The sequence below is a fragment of the Streptacidiphilus albus JL83 genome (assembly GCF_000744705.1).
GTDB classification, from domain to species: domain Bacteria; phylum Actinomycetota; class Actinomycetes; order Streptomycetales; family Streptomycetaceae; genus Streptacidiphilus; species Streptacidiphilus albus.
This window is the reverse complement of sequence record NZ_JQML01000001.1, coordinates 8,404,631-8,422,550: the sequence shown is the minus strand read 5'-3', so window position 1 is coordinate 8,422,550 and position 17,920 is coordinate 8,404,631. Positions and strand designations below refer to the sequence as shown.

The following is a 17,920-nucleotide window of genomic DNA, read 5'->3' as shown; positions in this document are numbered from 1 at the left end:
TTCCTTCTCCGCCGCACTCGGAGCGCAGTTCGCCCCGGCAGTCGCCGGCGAACTCCATGAAGCGCCAATGGCGGCAAAGCCGCTCGCTCGATCCCGCCGAACTCGGCCTCCCGGTCACGGGCTCCGCCAATAGGTCTGTACCAATCCATGCGAATGGTCTTGACCAATCCGTGCACCGCACGTACAAAGTGGTCACCCTGCCGGTCCACCGGCTCGGTGAGGCGCGCAATCGCCACAGCTCCTCTCCCCTTTGGAGGGTTCATGCGGGTCGGAAGACGGATTCTTCACACAGCACTCACAGTCGGCTCGACATTCGGGCTGGCAGTCGGCGGATCGGTCCTCGCGCTGGCCTCGGCGCCCTCCGCACAGGCGGCCACCACCTGCGCCGCGGCATGGAGTCCCACCACCGTCTACACCGCCGGCCAGCAGGCCAGCGAGAACGGGACCGAGTACACCGCCAACTACTGGACCGAGGGCAACGACCCGGCGACCAACAACGGCGGAAGCGGTTCCGGACAACCGTGGACCTCCGACGGCGCGTGCACCGGCGGATCCTCGGGCGGTGGCGGAGGGGGAGGCGGAGGGACCGGCACCGGAACGGGTTCGGTGAACGGCCTGCTCTTCAGCCCGTACAAGGACGTCACCATCAACATGAACTGGAACACCTACCAGATGCAGTCGGCCGTGACCGGGTCCGACCTGCCGGTAGTGGGTTCCGGGAGCCTGGTCTCGCAGTACGTCCCGAAGCTGCCCGCGCTCACGCTGGCGTTCGCCACCGGCTCCTGCGGCAGCGAGACCTGGGGAGGCGTCTCGGGTGCCGACTGGGCCGCTGAGAACGTGCCCCAACTCCATGCCGCCAACCTGAACTACGTCGTGTCGACCGGCGGTGCGGCGGGAACCTTCACCTGCGCCTCGGCGGCCGGCATGGACTCCTTCATCGCCCGCTACGCCAGCCCGAACCTGGTCGGCATCGACTTCGACATCGAGGGCGGTCAGAGCGAGTCGGACATCCAGAACCTGGTCGCCGCCGCGGCCGGAGCACAGGCGCAGTACCCGAAGCTGCAGTTCTCCTTCACGCTCGCCACGCTGGGTGCGTCCGACGGCAGCTACGGCGGAGTGAACTCGCTCGGCAACGAGGTCGTCCAGGCGGTGCTCGGCTCCAGCCTGAAGAGCTACGTCATCAATCTGATGACCATGGACTACGGCAACGCCTCCAGCAGCGTGTGCGTCGTCTCCTCCGGCAGCTGCGAGATGGCCCAGTCGGCGATCCAGGCGGTCAAGAACCTCGAACACACCTACGGAGTTCCGGCGAGCAAGATCGCCGTCACGCCGATGATCGGCATGAACGACGCCACGACTGAGACCTTCACCACCGCGGACGTGGACACGCTGACCTCGTACGCGGTCAGCAACGGCCTGGCCGGGCTGCACTACTGGTCGCTGGACCGGGACACGCCCTGCTCCGACACCTATGCCTCCCCCACCTGCAACTCGCTCTCCAGCACGACACCGCTGGAATACACCGACAAGTTCCTGAGCGACCTCGGGGACTGACGGACCACCCGGAGCGGGCCGCGCACGAGCTCTCGTGCGCGGCCCGCTCGGCGCACCTGCTGCAGCCACCGGATCAACTCGGGGCCGGGCGCGCGGCCGGCGGCCGGCTCCCCCTTCGCCGGGGCACCCGCCTGGAGAAGCGCGCCGACGCCCAGTGACCCCGTCGGGCTCAGGCCGAGGGGCGGGGGCCGGGGCCCGGGAGCGGCTGCTCGGCCCAGATGACCTTGCCGGTGCTGGTGTAGCGGGTGCCCCAGCGCTGGGCGAGCTGGGCGACCAGGAACAGCCCGCGTCCGCCCTCGTCCGTCATCCGGGCCCGGCGCAGCCTGGGTGAGACGCTGCTGCCGTCGGCGACCTCGCAGATCAGCGTGCGGTCACGGAGCAGCCGGAGTTCGACCGGGCCGGTCGCGTGCCGGATGGCGTTGGTGACCAGCTCGCTGACGAGCAGTTCGGTGGTGAAGACCGCGTCGTCGAGCCCCCAGGCGAGCAGCTGCCGGGTGGCGGCGGCGCGCACGGCGGCGACCGCAGAGGGCTCGATCGGGACGACCCAGCGGGCCAGCGAACGCCGGTCGGTGGCCCGGGCCCGGGCCACCAGCACCGCGACGTCGTCGCCGGAGGGCTCCGGCAGCAGCTCCCTGATCACCGCCTCGCACAGCTTCTCGGGCGAGCGCCGGGGCCCGGCGAGGGAGACCGCGAGCCGGGCGAGGCCGGCCTCGATGTCCTGGCGGCGGTCCTCGATCAGCCCGTCGGTGTAGAGGACGATCCGGCTGTCGGCGGGCAGGGCGAACTCGACCGCGTCGAAGGTGGAGCCGCCCAGGCCGAGCGGCGGTCCCGCGTGGACGTCGGGGAAGGCGACCAGGCCGTCACCGGTGATCACGGCCGGCGGCAGATGGCCCGCACTGGCCATGGTGCAGTACTCGGTGACCGGGTTGTAGATGACGTAGAGGCAGGTCGCGCCGATGATGCCGGTGTGCCCGTGGTCGTCGGTCTCCTCCTGGTCCATGGAGTCGACCAGGGCGTCGAGGTGGCCGAGCAGCTCGTCGGCCGGCAGGTCGAGCGCGGAGAAGTTGCGGACCGCCGTCCGCAGCCGGCCCATGGTCGCGGCGGCGTGGATGCCGTGGCCGACGACGTCGCCGACGACCAGGGCGACCCGGCCGCCGGACAGCGGGATGACGTCGTACCAGTCGCCGCCGACGGACTCCTGCGCGGGCAGGTAGCGGTGGGCGACCTCGACCGCGTTCTGCTCCGGCAGGGCCCGGGGCAGCAGGCTGCGCTGGAGCGTCAGCGCCAGGGTGTGCTCACGGGCGTAGCGGCGCGCGTTGTCCAGGCAGAGGGCGGCGCGGGCGACCAGTTCCTCGGCGAGGGCCAGGTCGTCCTCGTGGAAGGGGCCGGCCTCCCGGCAGCGGTAGAGGGTCACCACCCCGAGCACGGCACCCCGGGCCAGGATCGGCAGCGCCAGGGCCGAGCGCATCCCCTGGCCGGGGCGGCCGGGCCCGTCGGTCCGACTGTCCGTCAGTTCGCCGTCGAGCACCGGCCGCTCGTGTCGGAGGCAGCGCAACTGCGGGCTCTCCGGCGGGTAGTGGACGGTCTGGCCGGTCGGGTGCGGCGGATCGCCCTCGGCGTCGTGCAGCGTCCGTTCCGCACCGCGCCGGAGCTTGAGCGCGGCGGCAGGGGCGGTCTCGTCGCCGTCCAGCACCCAGGCGGCGAGGTCGACGGTGGCGTACTGGGTGAAGCGGGGGACCACGGCCGCGGTGAACTCCTCGGCGGTGACCCACATGTCCAGGGTGGTGCCGATGTTCAGGCCGGCGTCGCAGAGCAGGGCCAGGCGCTGCCGGGCGGCGACGGCGTGCCTGCTGACGGCGGGGTCGCCGAACATCAGCAGCCGGCCGGCCTGCCGCCGCGACTCCGGCACCGGCTCCCGGACCGGTTCCCGCAGCTTCTCCCGCATCGAGTCCCCCACCGCGTCCGGGTGCAGGGCGCCGCCGAACCGGAGCCGGCCGGTCCCGCCGTCCCCGAGGTTGGCCTCGACCGCGAGGACGGTCCGGCCCTCGGGTCCGTCGACCGGTCGGCAGACCAGCACGGCTCTGCGCCCGTGCGAGAGCGGGACCTCGACCACGTCCGCTCTCGCCCTGGCCACGAGCTCGGCCGCCCGGTCGCGGAGCCGTTCCAGGTCGCCCCGGCCCAGCCGGGCCTGGCCCCGGCCGACGCCGCCGGCCAGCAGGAAGCTCTCCAGCAGCTCCTGCTCCCGGCGGCCGTACTGGTCGAAGAGCCGCTGCTCGATGGCCGCGGCGGCCTCCCTGACCAGGGCCGACATCATCGGATTGGAGTCCCGGTGCAGGCAGGTGAGGTCGACTACGCCCCGGATCGCCCCGGTGATCCGGTCCCGGATCGGCGCCGCCGAGCAGGTGAAGGACTTGAGCCGGTCGACGAAGTGCTCGCTGCCGAGGACATTGCAGGGTCGTTTCTCCATCAGCACCGTGCCGATGGCGTTGGTGCCGGCCACGCCCTCGGCATAGCTGAAGCCCGGGGCCAGCTGGACCGCGTCCAGCCCCCGGCTGTGCGAGGCCTCGGCGGTACGGCGCATCAGGACGCGGGCGCTGCCGTCGGTGAGCAGCACGTTCTGCCTGGTCCCGGCCAGCGCGCTGTGCAGCCGCTCGACGACCGGACCGGAGGCGAGCAGCAGCTGCTCCTCGGAGTCGAGGTCGGGCAGGTAGGGGAGTTCGGCCAGGCGTCCGTCGAGTCCCTGCTGCCGGCACCGCTCCCAGGAGGCCAGAATCGGTGGCCGCAGGGCCGATCCGGGGCTGCCGCCCGTGGCGGCCCGCCCGTTCCCGTAGTCCGCAGAGCCGACAGAATCCCAGGCGTTAGCCACTGATGTCCTCCCTGAGCCAAGCCGAGTCCGACTCAGGGAGACCGTAGTGTTCGGGGCGTGGGCCCCGGGGGGCGAGTGGCGGGAGTGCGCCCAATTACCACCCATTAGAGTGATGCTGACCCGACCTCACCCGAACGGGCGCCCGGCCGGGCAGGCCGGTCACCCGAGGGCGGCCTCCTCGGTGAAGCGGACCAGCCAGGCGTAGCCGCGGACGCCCTCGGCGGGCGCCCGGCGGACCTCGGTCACCCGACAGCCGTCGTGGGCGTACTTTCCCGCGAAGCGTGCCAGCCGCTGTGCCTCGTCGAGGTCCTCCATCGACAGCGGCGCACCGAGCACCAGGTCCTCGTGCACCGTCGCGCCGCTCACCGGGTCGTCCGAACAACTGTTGCATACGTGCGTCTGGGGCAGGGTCATTGGTCCAGTGTCGCCTGTCGCCGACGCTCCGCGCCCGCACCGGGTGCGGAACCGGGCCCGGACCGAGTGGCGCACCGGGCCCGGGCACTGCAGGGTGGAGGCCAGGCGCAGCCCCACCGGACGCGGGACTCCCCCGCCGATCAGCTGAGGTGACATGACCGAGTCCCAGCCCAGGAGCCCGCAGCCCAGGAGCTCGCAGCCGGCCCCGAGCGTCCTCGCACAGCCGGTGGTCACACCGCTGACCAGCGCGGCGATCGTCCTGGTGCTGACCGTCGACCGGGGCGGCGAGGCGGCGGTGCGCTCGCTGCTCGCCGATCTCTCCGGCCTGGAGCGCTCCGTCGGCTCCCGGCTCCCGGAGGGCGGTCTGGCCTGCGTCGCGGGCCTCGGCTCGGAGGTCTGGGACCGGCTCTTCGACGGGCCGCGCCCGGCCGAGCTGCACCCGTTCCGGGAGCTCAGGGGGGAGCGGCACCACGCCCCGGCCACCCCCGGCGACCTGGTGCTGCACCTGCGCGCACCCCGGACCGACGCCTGCTTCGAGCTGGCCTCGCAGATCCTGACCCGGCTGTCCGGCGCCGTCACCGTGGTGGACGAGACCCACGGCTTCCGCTACTTCGACACCCGTGACCTGCTCGGCTTCGTGCAGGGCACGGAGAACCCGACCGGTCGGGACGCCCTCGGCTCCGTCCTCGTCGGCGCCGAGGACCCGGCCTTCGCCGGAGGCAGCTACCTGGTCGTGCAGAAGTACCGGCACGACCTGACGGCCTGGAAGGCGCTGCCGGTCGAGGAGCAGGAGCGGGTGGTCGGCCGCAGCAAGTCCGACAACATCGAGCTGCCGGACGGCGTCAAGCCCGCCGACTCGCACGTGGCGCTGACCTCGCTGACCGGCCCGGACGGGACGGCACGTCGGATCCTGCGCGAGACCGTGCCCTTCGGCTCCTTCGGCCGCGGCGAGTTCGGCACGTACTTCATCGGCTACGCCAACTCGCCGGCCGTCACCGAGCAGATGCTGGAGAACATGTTCGTCGGCAGGCCGGCCGGGCGGCACGACCGGCTGCTCGACTACTCGACCGCCGTCACCGGCACCCTGTGCTTCGTCCCGTCCGCCGACTTCCTCGACCACCTTCCGGACCCGCCGACCGCTGCCGCGGCCCGCCCGCGCCCGGCGGCCCAGCCCGCTCCGGGCGCGCAGCCCCGCCCGGCGGCCCAGCCCCACCCGGCGGCCCAGCCGCGCGGCGGGGCGCAGCCGAAACCGACGCCGAAGCCCGCGCCGAAGCCGGCTCCGGGGCCGGCGCCGCGTCCCGGGCCGCGTCCCGGCCCCACCCCGGCGTCGATGCCGCGCCGGGCCGCCGACCACCGACGCTGACCGACACCGTCCGAAACTTGGGCAAAAGGCGGGTGTGGTGACTTTCAAGGAATCACCCGCCTTGTCCAAAATCTTGCCGGTTCCGGCGTTTCGGCCCTGGTCCGGCCGGAAGTCGCGGTCAGGCTCGCAGACATGGCTACGACGGCGATCCGCCCCACCCCTCCCCCGCTGACCGACCCGCTCCCAACCACCCCCCGCCAGGCGCGGGTCGCGCTGATACTGATCGCCGCTCTCGCCGCGCTGCTGTTCACCTGGAACATCAGCCACAGCCAGTACCACCCCTTCTACGCCGACTCGGTGCGCAGCATGACCGAGAGCTGGAAGGCCTTCCTGTACGGCTCGTTCGACCCGGGCAACACGATCACGCTGGACAAGCTGCCCGGTTTCCTCTGGCCGCAGGCGCTCTCCGCCCGGCTGTTCGGCTTCCACCCCTGGGCGCTGGCGCTGCCGCAGGCGATCGAGGGCGTGCTCAGCGTGCTCGTCCTCTACCGCGCCGTCCGCACCTGGGCCGGGGTCGAGGCCGGGCTGCTCGCGGCCGGGGCCTTCGCGCTCACCCCGGTCGTGGCCGGCCTGTTCCGCACCTCGGTGGAGGACCCGGCGTTCACCCTGCTCCTGCTGCTGGCCGCCGGGGCGACCCAGCGCGCCGCCCGCTCCGGGAGCACCCGGACCCTGCTGCTGGCCGGGCTCTGGGTCGGGCTGGCCTTCCAGGCCAAGATGCTGGAGGCGTTCGCGGTCCTGCCGGTGCTGGCCGTGGTGTACCTGCTGTCGGCGCCGCCGGCGCTGCGCCGCCGGGTGGTCCAACTGCTGCTCGCCGGGGTGGTGACGCTGGCGGTGTCCGCCTCCTGGGTGCTGCTGGTGACGCTGACGCCGGCCCACGACCGGCCCTATGTCGACGGCACCACCGACAACTCGGCGGTGAGCATGGTCGTCGGCTACAACTTCCTCAACCGCTTCTCCTCGGTCGGGCTCAGCGCGGCCGACACCGGCAGCATCTCGGCCGTCCGCAACGGCGGCGCCGCACCCGAGGGCGCTGCGGCCGACGCGGCCGGGCCGGGCGGTGCGCACCGGCACGCCACCGCCGAGGCCGCCACTACGGCCGGAAGCACCCCGGCCTTCGGCCAGCAGCCGGACGGCTGGAACAAGATGTTCGCCGGTCCGCTGGCCTCCCAGACCGGCTGGCTCTACCCGCTGGGCGGGCTGGCCCTGGTCTTCGGCCTCTACCAGCGGCGGCGGGCGCCGCGCACCGACGTGCGGCGGGCCGGCTTCCTGCTCTGGGGCGGCTGGCTGGCCACCTACCTGCTGGTCTTCAGCGCCGGCAGCGTCGGCGGGCACACCTACTACATGGGCGTGGTGGCCGCTCCGCTCGCCGCGCTGAGCGGAGCGGGCGTGGTCCTGCTCCGCCAGGCGCACCGGGCCGGCGGGCGCGCGGCCTGGGCGCTCCCGGCCGTCGTGACGGCCACCGCCGTCTGGGGCGCCGTGGTCGCCCGCGACTACCCCCGGTTCCTGCCCTGGCTGGCGCCCGTCCTGCTGCTGCTGGCGCTGGTCGCGGTGGTGCTGCTGCTGGTCGGCAGGTTCGCCCGGGCGGGGCTGGCGGTCGCGCTGGTGGCGATGCTGCTGGCTCCCGCCGCCTGGACCGCCTCGGTCTTCGATCCGGCCTACGGCCGGTCGGGGATGGGCGCGGTCGGCCCGGTGGCCGTCGGCCCGAAGCACCTGCCGCCGGCGGCCAAGGCCGAGGAGCAGTCGCTGGCCGCCGTCTGGGGCCAGGGCTCGCAGCGGCTGACCGGCAGCCAGCGGGGCCTGCTGTCCTATGTGGAGTCGCACCGGGGCGGCGCCCGCTACCTCTTCGCGACCACCAGCTGGTCGACGGCCTCGCCGTACATCCTCGCCACCGGCGCCGCGGTGCTGCCGATCGGCGGCTTCACCAACGAGGTCCCCTCGCCCACCCTGCACGCGGTCCAGCAGAACATCGCCGCCGGACGGCTGCGCTACGTCCTGCTCACCACCGCGCCCCAGGGCCACTCGGGCTCCTCGGGCGTCCGGCCCGCCCAGGCCGGCGTCGCGCCGCTGAGCGCCCCGGTGAACGGGCCCATGGGCGGTCCGACGGGCGGTCGGCCCGCGCCGGGCACCGCCGCCGCCCGGACCGCCGCCTGGGTCGCGCGCAGCTGCCGACCGGTCCCGACCGCCGACTACGGCGGCGGGGTGACCGGCCAGCAGCTCTACCACTGCTCGCTCGCCCAGGTGTGACCCCCGGTCACCCGTCCGTCCCCGGCCCGCCGCCCGTGCGCGGGCCGGGGACGGGCGGGTGCACTGCGGAAAGGGGCCGCTCCGGACCGTCCACCGGACCCGGTAACGTTGCCGACCAGCAGCAACCCTGAGCAGCCCCGAGGAGGACCCGTCCATGCCGCCGGAGTCCGCGGTCACCGCGCCCGCGCCGCAGTCGGCGGTCGGCCCGCTGGAACGGGGCCTCGCGGTGCTGCGCGCCCTCGGCGCCACGCCCTCCGGCCGGGCCCGCGCCAGCGACCTGGCCCGGGAGACCGGGCTGGCCCGCTCGACCGTGGACCGGATCGTCAGCACCCTCGAACGGCTGGACCACCTGCGCGGCGATCCCCGGGAACCGTCCGTCGCCCCGCCGCTGATGGCGCTCGGCAACGCCTACCTCTCCGCCGGCGGACTGCCCGCGCTGCTGGGCCGACCGGCCCGGGCGCTCGCCGACGAGCTGGACGAGTCGGTCTCGCTGGCCGTACCGGACCGGACCGGGGTGCGCTTCGTCAACCAGACCGTGCGGCGGCGCACCATGACGGTGTCGTTCCGGGTGGGCGACCTGCTCCCGGCGGAGCGCTGCGCCCCGGGCGCGCTGTTCGCCGCCGACTGGACCGAGGCCGACCGCGAGGCCTGGCTGGCGCGCCGTCAGCAGGACCCGCTGGAGTCCGGGTTCCCCGCGCTGCCGCCGCGCTCCCGGGGTCGGGCGCCGAGCCAGGAGGAGTTCGCCGCCGCGACCGCGGCCGCCCGCGAGCGCGGCTGGGCCGTGGACGACCAGCTGATCGAGCCCGGGCTGCTCGCCCTCGCCGTCCCGGTCCGCGGCCCGGACGGGCGGACGGTCTGCGCGCTGAGCGTGGTCAGCCAAAGCAGCCGCCACGACCTGGACAGCCTCCGCGCGCTGGCCCTGGACCGGATGCGGGCCACCGCGGCGGCCATGGAGGCGGCCCTGGCCGCCGCCCCGGCCCCGGCCGAACGCCCGCTGCCGGCAAGCGATCTGACGCTGGGTCCGAAGGACGAGCTGGGGCCGGAGTTCCTCCAGTCGCTGGCGCGCGGCCTGGCCGTGCTGACCGCACTGGGCGCCCGGGTCGGCGGCCTCACCCTGGCCGAGACCGCCGAGGCCACCGGCCTGTCCCGGGCCACCGCCCGGCGGAGCCTGCTGACCCTCGTCCAACTCGGCTACGCCGCAACCGAGGGACGCTGCTTCCGGCTGCTGCCCCGGGTGCTGGAGCTCGGCCATGCGCAGCTCTCGGTGCTGACGCTGCCGGAGCTCGCCCAGCCGCACCTGGCCGAACTGGTTTCCCAGGTCCACGAGTCGGCCTCGATGGCGGTGCTCGACGGCGACGATGTGCGCTATGTCGCCCGGGTGGCGACGGTACGGATCATGAGCGTCAACATCACCGTCGGCACCCGGTTCCCGGCCTACGCCACCTCGATGGGACGGGTGCTGCTGGCGGCCCTGCCGCCGGAGCAGCGGGCCGTCCGGCTGGACCGGGCCGGCCGACTGCACGGGTTCGGCCGGAACGCGCCGACCCGGCGCACCGTCAGCTCGCCGCAGCAGCTCGACGCGCTGCTGGACGGCGTCGCGAGCGAGGGATTCGCCCTGGTGGACCAGGAGTTGGAGGAGGGACTGCGCTCCCTCGCGGTCCCCGTCCGCGACCGGCGGGGCCGGGTCGTGGCCGCCGTCAACGTCTCCACCCACGCCGGCTCCGGCAGCGTCGAGGCGACCCGGGAGGCGCTGCTGCCCGCGCTGCGGGCCGCCGCCGACCGCATCGAGGCGGACCTCGCCGTCATCGGCGGAGGCGACGCGAGCGGAGGCGACGCGAACGGAGGCGACGCGAACGGCTTCGGCGACGGTCAGGCGGACTGACGCACGGCCTGCCACTGTTCGTGGCTCGCCCGCACCCGCGTCCACAGCGCCTCGCGTTGGTGCCGGGTGGTGTCCCCCAGGTCCAGCCCGAACACGCCCTCCAGCACCGCGAACCACTCCCCCGGCGCGGTCAGCTCCCGCTTGCTGCTCGCCGCTCCGGTCGTCCGGCCGAGGACGCAGCCGGTCAGCTCGTCGACGCCCCGGGCGTCCCGGCGCAGCACCGAGAGGGTGCGGACGAAGCCCGATTCCGGCGAGGTGGACAGGTGACGGTGCTGGTCGACGAAGTCGGCCGGGCCGGCGGGCGCGGGGGCGAAGTCCATCCCGTGGAAGGTGCCGCTGGGGTCGTGGTCGAAACGCCAGCCGCCCGGCACCACGGCCGAGGGTCCCAGCCGGTAGGCCATGTCGCCCTGGCGGTGGCTGCCGGTCCGCAGCGGCAGCGGTTCGAGCGGACCGTCGCCGAGCCCCACGTCCACCAGCCACCGGCTGCCCTCGCAGACCACGGTGAGCACCAGGTGCGTCGCCACCGCGCCCGGGGCGGGCTCCGACGGGGAACCGTGCACTCCGCCCCGGTGCCAGGTGACGTCGTAGCCGAGGCGGCGCAGCAGCGCCGAGAAGGCGCCGTTGAGATGGAAGCAGTAGCCCCCGCGCCCGCGCAGCACCCGTGCCGCCGACTCCAGCGGGTCGACCGTGGTCGGGCGGCCGAGGTGGATCTCCAGCGTCTCGTAGGGCACCCGCTCGACATGTGCGGCGTGGAGGGCCCGCAGTCCGGCCACCGAGGGCGGACCCTGGACCGGCAGCCCGAGGCGTATCAGGTAGCGCTCGGCATCGGCGGCGGACAGCTGGTTCATCGGCGCGGGCATGATCACGATGCTATGCCCGCCGCCGCCCGGACCGCCCCTGGTTATTCGAACGGAAGTCCGACGTAGTTCTCGGCGACGGTGGTGGCTCCGGCCGCCGAGGAGGTCAGGTAGCGGAGGTGCGAGAACCGCAGCCGACGGTCGAACTCGTCCTCGCCCGGGTCGCTGTGGAGCAGCGTGGTCATCGTCCAGGAGAAGTGCTCGGCCCGCCAGACCCGGCGCAGCGCGGTCTCCGAGTAGCCGTCGAGCAGGCTCTCGTCGCCCTGGTGCCGCCACCGGGTGAGCGCGGTGGCGAGCAGGGTGACGTCGGCGACGGCGAGGTTGAGCCCCTTCGCCCCGGTGGGCGGGACGATGTGGGCGGCGTCCCCGGCCAGGAACAGCCGTCCGTGGCGCATGGGTTCGGCCACGAAGCTGCGCATCGGGGTGACGCTCTTCTCGGTGATCGGCCCGCGTCGCAGGGTCCAGCCGTCGTCGGTGGCGAAGCGGACGTCCAGCTCGTCCCAGATCCGCTCGTCGGACCAGTTGTCGATGCTGTCGTCCGGGTCGACCTGCAGGTAGAGCCGGCTGACCTGGGGGGAACGCATGCTGTGCAGGGCGAAGCCGCGCTCGTGGTGGGCGTAGACCAGCTCCTCGCAGGAGGGCGGGACGTCGGCGAGGATGCCGAGCCAGGCGAAGGGGTAGCTGCGCTCGGTGGTGTGCAGCGCCTCGGCCGGCACCGTGCGTCGGCCGATGCCGTGGAAGCCGTCGCAGGCCACCACGAGGTCGCAGTCGAGGACCTGCTCGACACCCTGCTGCCGGTAGTGGATCTGCGGCCGACCGCCCCGGTCGCCGGCCTCGGTGCCGGTGATCGCGGTGACCTCGGCCTCGAACAGGACCGTGTCGCCGGCTGCCTCGCGCAGTGCTATCAGGTCCTTGACCACCTCGGTCTGGGCGTAGACCATCACCGCCCGGCCACCGGTGAGCGAGGGGAAGTCGATCCGGTGGCGGGCACGGTCGAAGCGCAGCTCGATGCCCTCGTGCGGCAGGCCCTCGCGGTCCATCCGGTCGGAGGCGCCGGTGGCGCGGAGGATGTCGACGGTGCCCTGTTCGAGGATTCCGGCGCGCTGCCGGCGCGAGACGTAGTCGCGGCTGCGCGACTCGACGACGACGTTGTCCACGCCCTGGCGGTGCAGCAGGTGGGAGAGCAGCAGCCCGGCCGGGCCCGCGCCGATGATGCCGACGGTGGTACGCATGGTGGTGGCCTTTCGGGGCTCGTCAGAAGGGCTCGTCAGGAGGGCTCCTCAGGAGGGCTCCTCAGGAGGGGTCGGCGGGGGCGGTCGCAGCGGCGGCGTCGATCTCGTCCAGCACCCGCTGCGCCACGCCGAAGGCGGAGTTGGCCGCGGGGACGCCGCAGTAGACGGCGCTCTGCAGCAGCACCTCCTTGATCTCCTCGCGGCTGAGCCCGTTGGTGAGGGCGGCCCGGACGTGCATGGCGAGCTCGTCGAGGTGGCCGTGGGCGACCAGGGCGGTCAGGGTGATGCAGCTGCGGGTGCGCCGGTCCAGGCCCGGGCGGGTCCAGATGCCGCCCCAGGCGTAGCGGGTGATGAAGTCCTGGAAGTCGGCGGTGAAGTCGGTGGTCCGGGCGGCGGCGCGGTCGACATGGGCGTCCCCGAGGACGGCGCGGCGGACGGCGGTGCCCTCCTCCCGGCTGCGGTCGTGCTCACCCAGGTGCCCCTGCAGCGCGGCCAGTACGGCCTGCGGCTGCTCGGCCGGGGCGAGGTGGGCGGCGGCGGCCAGCTCCACCAGGCTCGCGCCGGGGATCCCGTCGACCAGCTCGCGGGCGTGGGCGACCGGCGTGGCCGGGTCCTCGCGTCCGCCGACCACCAGGGTGGGCGCGGTGATCCGGTGCAGCTCGGCGCGGAGGTCGAAGCCGGCCAGGGCGTCGCAGCAGGCGGCGTACCCGGCCGGGTCGACCGCGCGCAGCTCGTCCACCAGCCGACCGGCGGTGGCGGAGCCGAGGAAGGCCGGGGTGAACCAGCGGGCCGGGGAGGTCGCGACCACCGGGGCGGTGCCCTCGGCGCGGACCAGTGCGGCGCGCTCCTGCCAGCCGCTGGGCTCGCCGAAGCGGGCGGAGGAGCAGACCACGGCGAGCGAGGCGATCCGCTCGGGGTGGTGCACGGCGAGCCAGCTGCCGACGGCCCCGCCGAGGGACACCCCCGCGTAGTCGAAGGCCGTCAGGCCGAGTTCGTCGGCGAGGGCCAGCACCAGCCGACCGAGGTCGGCGACGGTGGTCGCGCCCGGCGCGGCGTCCGGCAGCACCGACACGGGGGTGCCGCCGTGGCCGGGGAGGTCCCAGCGGACGACCCGGCGGCTGCGCGCCAACGCGGGGACCAGGGTGTCCCAGACGGCGGTGGAGGTGCCCAGCGAGGGGCCGAGCAGCAGCGGCGGGGCGGTCGGCGGCCCGTCGGTGCGGTAGTGCGGGAGGTTCGGCGCGGTGCTGGTCACGGGGCGTCCTCGGGGCTGGGGTCGGCGACGGCGGCGGTCCGGAGCAGGGCCCGGTCGGTCAGGGCGGCGGCGGCGCCGAGGTAGCCGTCCGGGTCGAGCAGCAGGTCGAGTTGAGCCTCGGTCAACTCCGATGCGAGCGACAGGCTCTGCCGCAACGGGACGCCGTCCCGGCCGAGCGCGCGGGCGGCCTGCTCGGCCGCCGCCCGCCCCCGGCCGCGCCCGGCGCCGCCGCCAGGGCCACGGACAGCCGCTCGGAGACGATCAGGCCGTCCGTCAGCTCCAGGTCGGTCCGCATCCGTTCGGGGAACACCCGCAGCCCCTCGGCGAGCCGGGCCGCCTCGCGGGCGGCGCCGCCGGTCAGCCGGAGGGCCTCGCGCAGGGACTGCCACTCGGCGTGCCAGGCCCCGGCCGGGCGCTCGTCCTCGGCGGTCATCGAGCCGAGCAGGGTGGCAGCCAGGGACGGGAGTTGCCGGGCGGTGGCGGCGATCAGCGTGGCCCGCACCGGGTTGGCCTTGTGCGGCATGGCCGAGGAGCCGCCGCCGGCGCCCTCGGCCAGCTCCCGGGTCTCGGTGCGGGCCAGCAGCAGCACGTCGGCGGCGAGCTTGCCGAGCGCGCCGCCGGTGAGGGCCAGCGCGCAGCCCAGCTCGGCGACCGGGGTGCGCAGCACATGCCAGGGCAGGGCGGGCGCGGCCAGCCCGGTCTCGGCGGCGTACGCCTCGACCAGGGCCGCTCCTCCCCCGTCCGGGCCGGGTCCCAGGAAGCCGCGTTCCTGGAAGGCGGCCAACGTCCCGGCGGCGCCGCCGAGTTGGGCGGGCAGCCGGTCACGGACCACGGCCAGCCGGTCACGGGCGTCGAGGACCAGGCTGCGCCAGCCGGCCGCCTTCAGGCCGAAGGTGGTGGGCACCGCGTGCTGGGTCAGGGTCCGGCCGGGCATGGCGCTGCTCCGGTGCTCGGCGGCGAGCCGGGCCAGGGCGGCGGCGGTGCGGTCGAGGTCCTCCAGCAGGTGCCGCAGCGTCCGGCGGGCGACCAGCATCGCCGCGGTGTCCAGGATGTCCTGGCTGGTCGCGCCCGGGTGCACCCACGGCCGGGCGGCCGGCGCCACGGCGGCGGTGAGGTCGGCGACCAGCGGGATCACCGGGTTGCCGCCGGCCCGGGCGCGCAGCGCCAGGTCGCGGACGTCGAAGCGCTCGGCCCGGGCGGCGTCGGTGACCGCGCGCGCGGCGGCGGCCGGGGCGTGCCCGAGCCCGGCCAGGGCCCGGGTCAGCGCGGCCTCGGCATCCAGCATGGCCTGGAGGAAGGCGGTGTCGCCGGTCGCCGACTCGGCCGGGCTGCCCGCCCGGACCGGGGAGAGCAGCCCGACGTCGTAGCCGTCGGCGGCGGTGGGCTCGCCGGGCGAAGTCCCGCTCGGCGAAGCCTCAGTGGGCGAAGTGTCAGTGGGCGAAGTGTCAGTGGGCGAAGTCAAGGAACACCGTCTCCTCCGCACCCTGGAGGCGGATGTCGAAGCGGAGGACCCGCTCGCGCTCCTCGATGGCGACCAGGGTCGCGCTCCGCCCGGCGGGCAGCGAGTCCAGCAGCGGATCGCGGTGCCCGGGCAGGTAGGCCCGGGTGAAGAGGTGGTGCAGCAGCCCCCGGGCGAAGAGGCAGACCGCCAGGTAGGGGGCCTCGGCGGGCGGCGGCAGGGTGCGCACGGACCAGTGGCCGTCGGCGTCGGTGGCGACCCGGCCGAAGGCGGTGAAGTCGACGCCGTGACGGCCCAGGACGGCGCCGGTGGTCGGGTCGCGGCGCAGCGAACCGGGGGCTCCGGCACGGGAGTTGTCCGGGGCGGCCTGCCAGAACTCCAGCAGCGCGTCCGGGACCGGCCGGCCCTCGCCGTCGTGGACCCGGCCGTGGAAGGTCACCGTGTCCGGGTGCCCGGCGGGGGCCATCTCGCCGCCGCCGGTGAACGGCAGGGCGTAGCCGTAGAAGGGGCCCACGGTCTGCGAGGCGGTGGCGGGCAGCAACTGACGGTCGGTCATTCCCCGTCCTCCGTCCAGGTCGCGGCGGGCCCGTCGAGGACGATGTCCCAGTGGTAGCCGAGCGAGAACTCGGGCGCGGACAGCTCGTGCCGGTACTCGGCGACCAGGCGCTCGCGCGCCGCGCCGTCGGTGACGGACTGGAGGATGGGGTCGTACCGGAACAGCGGGTCGCCGGGGAAGTACATCTGGGTGACCAGCCGCTGGGTGAAGGAGGTCCCGAACAGCGAGAAGTGGATGTGGGCGGGACGCCAGGCGTTGTCGTGGTTGCGCCACGGGTAGGGGCCGGGCTTGACGGTGGTGAACCGGTAGCCGCCCCGGTCGTCGGTGAGGCAGCGGCCGACGCCGGTGAAGTTGGGGTCCAGCGGCGCGGGGTGCTGGTCGCGCAGGTGGGCGTAGCGTCCGGAGGCGTTGGCCTGCCAGATCTCGACCAGCTGGCCGCGCACCGGCCGGCCGGCCCGGTCGAGCACCCGGCCGCTGACGGTGATCCGCTCCCCCAGCGGTTCGCCGGTGTGCTGGACCGTCAGGTCGGCGTCGGTGTCGGTGATGTCGGTGGCGCCGAAGACCGGCCCGGAGAGCTCGACCGCGTCCGGGTCGGCGACCACCACCAGCGGCTGCCGGGGGTGGCGCAGCACGCTGCTGCGGTACGGGGGGTAGCCCCGGTCGGGGTGGACCTGCCCGGGGACGGCGAGGTCGGCGTACTGCTGGATCTCCAGGTCGATGTCGGCCTGGGTGGGGACGGTGGTCATGCCGCGCTCCCTTCCGGGGCGAGGGCGAGGGCGAGGCGCACCGGGGCGGCGGTGCGGGCGGCGATCTCCTCGGCGGTGACGCCGGGGGCGGTCTCGACCAGCACCAGCCCCGCGTCGGTCACGTCCAGGACGCCCAGGTCGGTGATCACCCGGTGGACGCAGCGGCGGCCGGTGAGCGGCAGGGTGCAGGACTCCAGCAGCTTGGGGCTGCCGTCCTTGGCGTTGTGCTCCATCAGCACGATGACCCGGCGCGCCCCGTGGACCAGGTCCATCGCCCCGCCCATCCCCTTCACCATCTTGCCGGGGATCATCCAGTTGGCCAGGTCCCCCTCGGCGCTGACCTGCATGGCGCCGAGGATCGCGGCGTCGATGTGCCCGCCTCGGATCATGCCGAAGGAGAGCGCCGAGTCGAAGAACGACGCGCCGGGCAGGACGGTGACGGTCTCCTTGCCGGCGTTGACCAGGTCCGGGTCGACCTCGTCCGGGTAGGGGTAGGGGCCGACGCCGAGGAGGCCGTTCTCGGACTGGAGCACCACGTCCACGCCCTCGGGCAGGAAGCTCGGCACCAGCGTGGGCAGTCCGATGCCGAGGTTGACGTAGGAGCCGTCGGTGAGCTCACGGGCGGCCCTGGCCGCCATCTGTTCGCGGTTCCAGGCCATCAGCCCCTCGCCTCCGTGCTGGTGCCGCTGCGGACGGTGCGCTTCTCGATGTGCTTGTCGGCGGCCTGTTCCGGCGTCAGCTCGACGACGCGCTGGACGAAGACGCCGGGCAGGTGGACCTCGTCCGGGTCGATCTCCCCCGGCTCGACCAGCTGCTCGACCTCGGCGACGGTGATCCGTCCTGCCATCGCGGACAGCGGGTTGAAGTTGCGGGCGGAGCGGTGGAACACCAGGTTGCCGTGGCGGTCCCCCCTGGCCGCGCGGACCAGGGCGAAGTCGGTGGTGATGCCGCGCTCCAGGACGTACTCGCCGCCGTCGAAGCTGCGGACCTCCTTGGCCGGCGAGGCCACGGCGACCGAGCCGTCGGGGGCGTAGCGCCAGGGCAGGCCGCCCTCGGCGACCTGGGTGCCGACGCCGGCCGGGGTGAAGAAGGCGGGGATGCCGGCCCCGCCGGCCCGGAGCCGCTCGGCGAGGGTGCCCTGCGGGGTGAGTTCGAGCTCCAGCTCACCGGCCAGGTACTGCCGGGCGAACTCCTTGTTGTCCCCGACGTAGCTGCCGATGACCCGGGCGATCCGGCCCGCCGCGAGCAGCAGGCCGAGGCCGCCGCCGTCGACGCCGCAGTTGTTCGAGACCACGTGCAGTCCCCGGGGCCCGGCCGCCAGCAGTGCCTGGATCAGCACGTCGGGGACACCGCTGAGGCCGAAGCCGCCGACGGCCAGCGAGGCGCCGTCCCCGATGTCCGCCACGGCCGCCGCCGGCGTGGCCACCACTTTGTCCATGTCTGGAACCGCTTCCGTTCGCCTGGTGAACTTCTCTTCACTTTCTTGGCGCGAGTC

Annotated in this window: 13 protein-coding genes and 1 pseudogene; 4 read left to right on the top strand and 10 right to left on the bottom strand. The window is 74.4% G+C overall.

What is annotated here, in order from left to right:
* Positions 1-261: 261 nt before the first annotated feature.
* The gene (locus BS75_RS36700; RefSeq protein ID WP_034091302.1) at positions 262-1,554 is read left to right on the top strand and encodes a carbohydrate-binding protein; all 1,293 of its coding nucleotides are present in this window, start codon (positions 262-264) and stop codon (positions 1,552-1,554) included.
* A 169-nt stretch (positions 1,555-1,723) separates the two neighbouring features.
* Here BS75_RS36700 and BS75_RS36695 read toward each other — a convergent pair whose 3' ends face one another.
* The gene (locus BS75_RS36695) at positions 1,724-4,420 is read right to left on the bottom strand and encodes a SpoIIE family protein phosphatase (protein ID WP_034091301.1); all 2,697 of its coding nucleotides are present in this window, start codon (positions 4,418-4,420) and stop codon (positions 1,724-1,726) included.
* 159 nt (positions 4,421-4,579) lie between these two features.
* Positions 4,580-4,834 carry a hypothetical protein gene (locus tag BS75_RS36690; RefSeq protein WP_034091300.1) on the bottom strand — a complete coding sequence of 85 codons (255 nt, stop codon included), beginning with the start codon at positions 4,832-4,834 and terminating at the stop codon, positions 4,580-4,582.
* 154 nt (positions 4,835-4,988) lie between these two features.
* On the opposite strand from BS75_RS36690, the gene BS75_RS36685 reads away from it, so the two are divergent.
* The 3 genes from BS75_RS36685 to BS75_RS36675 all read left to right on the top strand — a co-directional run bounded on the left by BS75_RS36685 (position 4,989) and on the right by BS75_RS36675 (position 10,323).
* Positions 4,989-6,197: a Dyp-type peroxidase gene (locus BS75_RS36685; RefSeq protein WP_081982992.1), complete on the top strand. Its 1,209-nt coding sequence runs from the start codon at positions 4,989-4,991 to the stop codon at positions 6,195-6,197.
* Between the two features lie 132 nt (positions 6,198-6,329).
* Positions 6,330-8,441 carry an ArnT family glycosyltransferase gene (locus BS75_RS36680; protein WP_052070159.1) on the top strand — a complete coding sequence of 704 codons (2,112 nt, stop codon included), beginning with the start codon at positions 6,330-6,332 and terminating at the stop codon, positions 8,439-8,441.
* Between the two features lie 154 nt (positions 8,442-8,595).
* Positions 8,596-10,323 carry an IclR family transcriptional regulator domain-containing protein gene (locus tag BS75_RS36675; protein ID WP_063771440.1) on the top strand — a complete coding sequence of 576 codons (1,728 nt, stop codon included), beginning with the start codon at positions 8,596-8,598 and terminating at the stop codon, positions 10,321-10,323.
* Here BS75_RS36675 and BS75_RS36670 read toward each other — a convergent pair.
* The 8 genes and pseudogenes from BS75_RS36670 to BS75_RS36635 form a co-directional block, all read right to left on the bottom strand.
* On the bottom strand, positions 10,311-11,183 hold the full coding sequence (locus BS75_RS36670) for an arylamine N-acetyltransferase family protein (RefSeq protein WP_197091994.1): 873 nt from the start codon (positions 11,181-11,183) through the stop codon (positions 10,311-10,313). The genes BS75_RS36675 and BS75_RS36670 overlap by 13 nt on opposite strands.
* Before the next feature lie 41 nt (positions 11,184-11,224).
* Positions 11,225-12,412, bottom strand: coding sequence for a 4-hydroxybenzoate 3-monooxygenase (locus BS75_RS36665; protein WP_034091298.1), 1,188 nt, complete (start codon positions 12,410-12,412; stop codon positions 11,225-11,227).
* 61 nt (positions 12,413-12,473) lie between these two features.
* Positions 12,474-13,664, bottom strand: a complete 1,191-nt coding sequence (pcaDC, locus tag BS75_RS36660; RefSeq protein WP_042437413.1) for a bifunctional 3-oxoadipate enol-lactonase/4-carboxymuconolactone decarboxylase PcaDC — start codon at positions 13,662-13,664, stop codon at positions 12,474-12,476.
* A pseudogene (gene pcaB, locus BS75_RS43660) lies at positions 13,661-15,018 on the bottom strand (3-carboxy-cis,cis-muconate cycloisomerase). Before pcaB ends, pcaDC begins: the two are co-directional and overlap by 4 nt.
* 91 nt (positions 15,019-15,109) lie before the next feature.
* Positions 15,110-15,679 (bottom strand): protocatechuate 3,4-dioxygenase subunit alpha, encoded by a 570-nt coding sequence (pcaG, locus tag BS75_RS36650; RefSeq protein WP_034091297.1) that lies wholly within the window; start codon positions 15,677-15,679, stop codon positions 15,110-15,112.
* On the bottom strand, positions 15,676-16,425 hold the full coding sequence (gene pcaH, locus BS75_RS36645) for a protocatechuate 3,4-dioxygenase subunit beta (RefSeq protein WP_034091296.1): 750 nt from the start codon (positions 16,423-16,425) through the stop codon (positions 15,676-15,678). Before pcaH ends, pcaG begins: the two co-directional genes overlap by 4 nt.
* Entirely contained in the window at positions 16,422-17,084 is a 663-nt protein-coding gene (locus tag BS75_RS36640; protein ID WP_034091295.1) for a CoA transferase subunit B, read from the bottom strand. Before BS75_RS36640 ends, pcaH begins: the two co-directional genes overlap by 4 nt.
* The gene (locus BS75_RS36635) at positions 17,084-17,863 is read right to left on the bottom strand and encodes a CoA transferase subunit A (protein ID WP_034091294.1); all 780 of its coding nucleotides are present in this window, start codon (positions 17,861-17,863) and stop codon (positions 17,084-17,086) included. Before BS75_RS36635 ends, BS75_RS36640 begins: the two co-directional genes overlap by 1 nt.
* Between the last annotated feature and the right edge of the window lie 57 nt (positions 17,864-17,920).

Bases quoted from the DNA above. Each gene is read 5' to 3' on its own strand.
- BS75_RS36690 (WP_034091300.1), bottom strand. From the start codon at position 4,834: ATGACCCTGCCCCAGACGCACGTATGCAACAGTTGTTCGGACGACCCG.
- BS75_RS36640 (WP_034091295.1), bottom strand. From the start codon at position 17,084: ATGGCCTGGAACCGCGAACAGATGGCGGCCAGGGCCGCCCGTGAGCTC.
- BS75_RS36700 (WP_034091302.1), top strand. From the start codon at position 262: ATGCGGGTCGGAAGACGGATTCTTCACACAGCACTCACAGTCGGCTCG.
- BS75_RS36670 (WP_197091994.1), bottom strand. From the start codon at position 11,183: ATGCCCGCGCCGATGAACCAGCTGTCCGCCGCCGATGCCGAGCGCTAC.
- BS75_RS36675 (WP_063771440.1), top strand. From the start codon at position 8,596: ATGCCGCCGGAGTCCGCGGTCACCGCGCCCGCGCCGCAGTCGGCGGTC.
- BS75_RS36685 (WP_081982992.1), top strand. From the start codon at position 4,989: ATGACCGAGTCCCAGCCCAGGAGCCCGCAGCCCAGGAGCTCGCAGCCG.
- BS75_RS36665 (WP_034091298.1), bottom strand. From the start codon at position 12,412: ATGCGTACCACCGTCGGCATCATCGGCGCGGGCCCGGCCGGGCTGCTG.
- pcaG (WP_034091297.1), bottom strand. From the start codon at position 15,679: ATGACCGACCGTCAGTTGCTGCCCGCCACCGCCTCGCAGACCGTGGGC.
- BS75_RS36680 (WP_052070159.1), top strand. From the start codon at position 6,330: ATGGCTACGACGGCGATCCGCCCCACCCCTCCCCCGCTGACCGACCCG.
- pcaH (WP_034091296.1), bottom strand. From the start codon at position 16,425: ATGACCACCGTCCCCACCCAGGCCGACATCGACCTGGAGATCCAGCAG.
- BS75_RS36635 (WP_034091294.1), bottom strand. From the start codon at position 17,863: ATGGACAAAGTGGTGGCCACGCCGGCGGCGGCCGTGGCGGACATCGGG.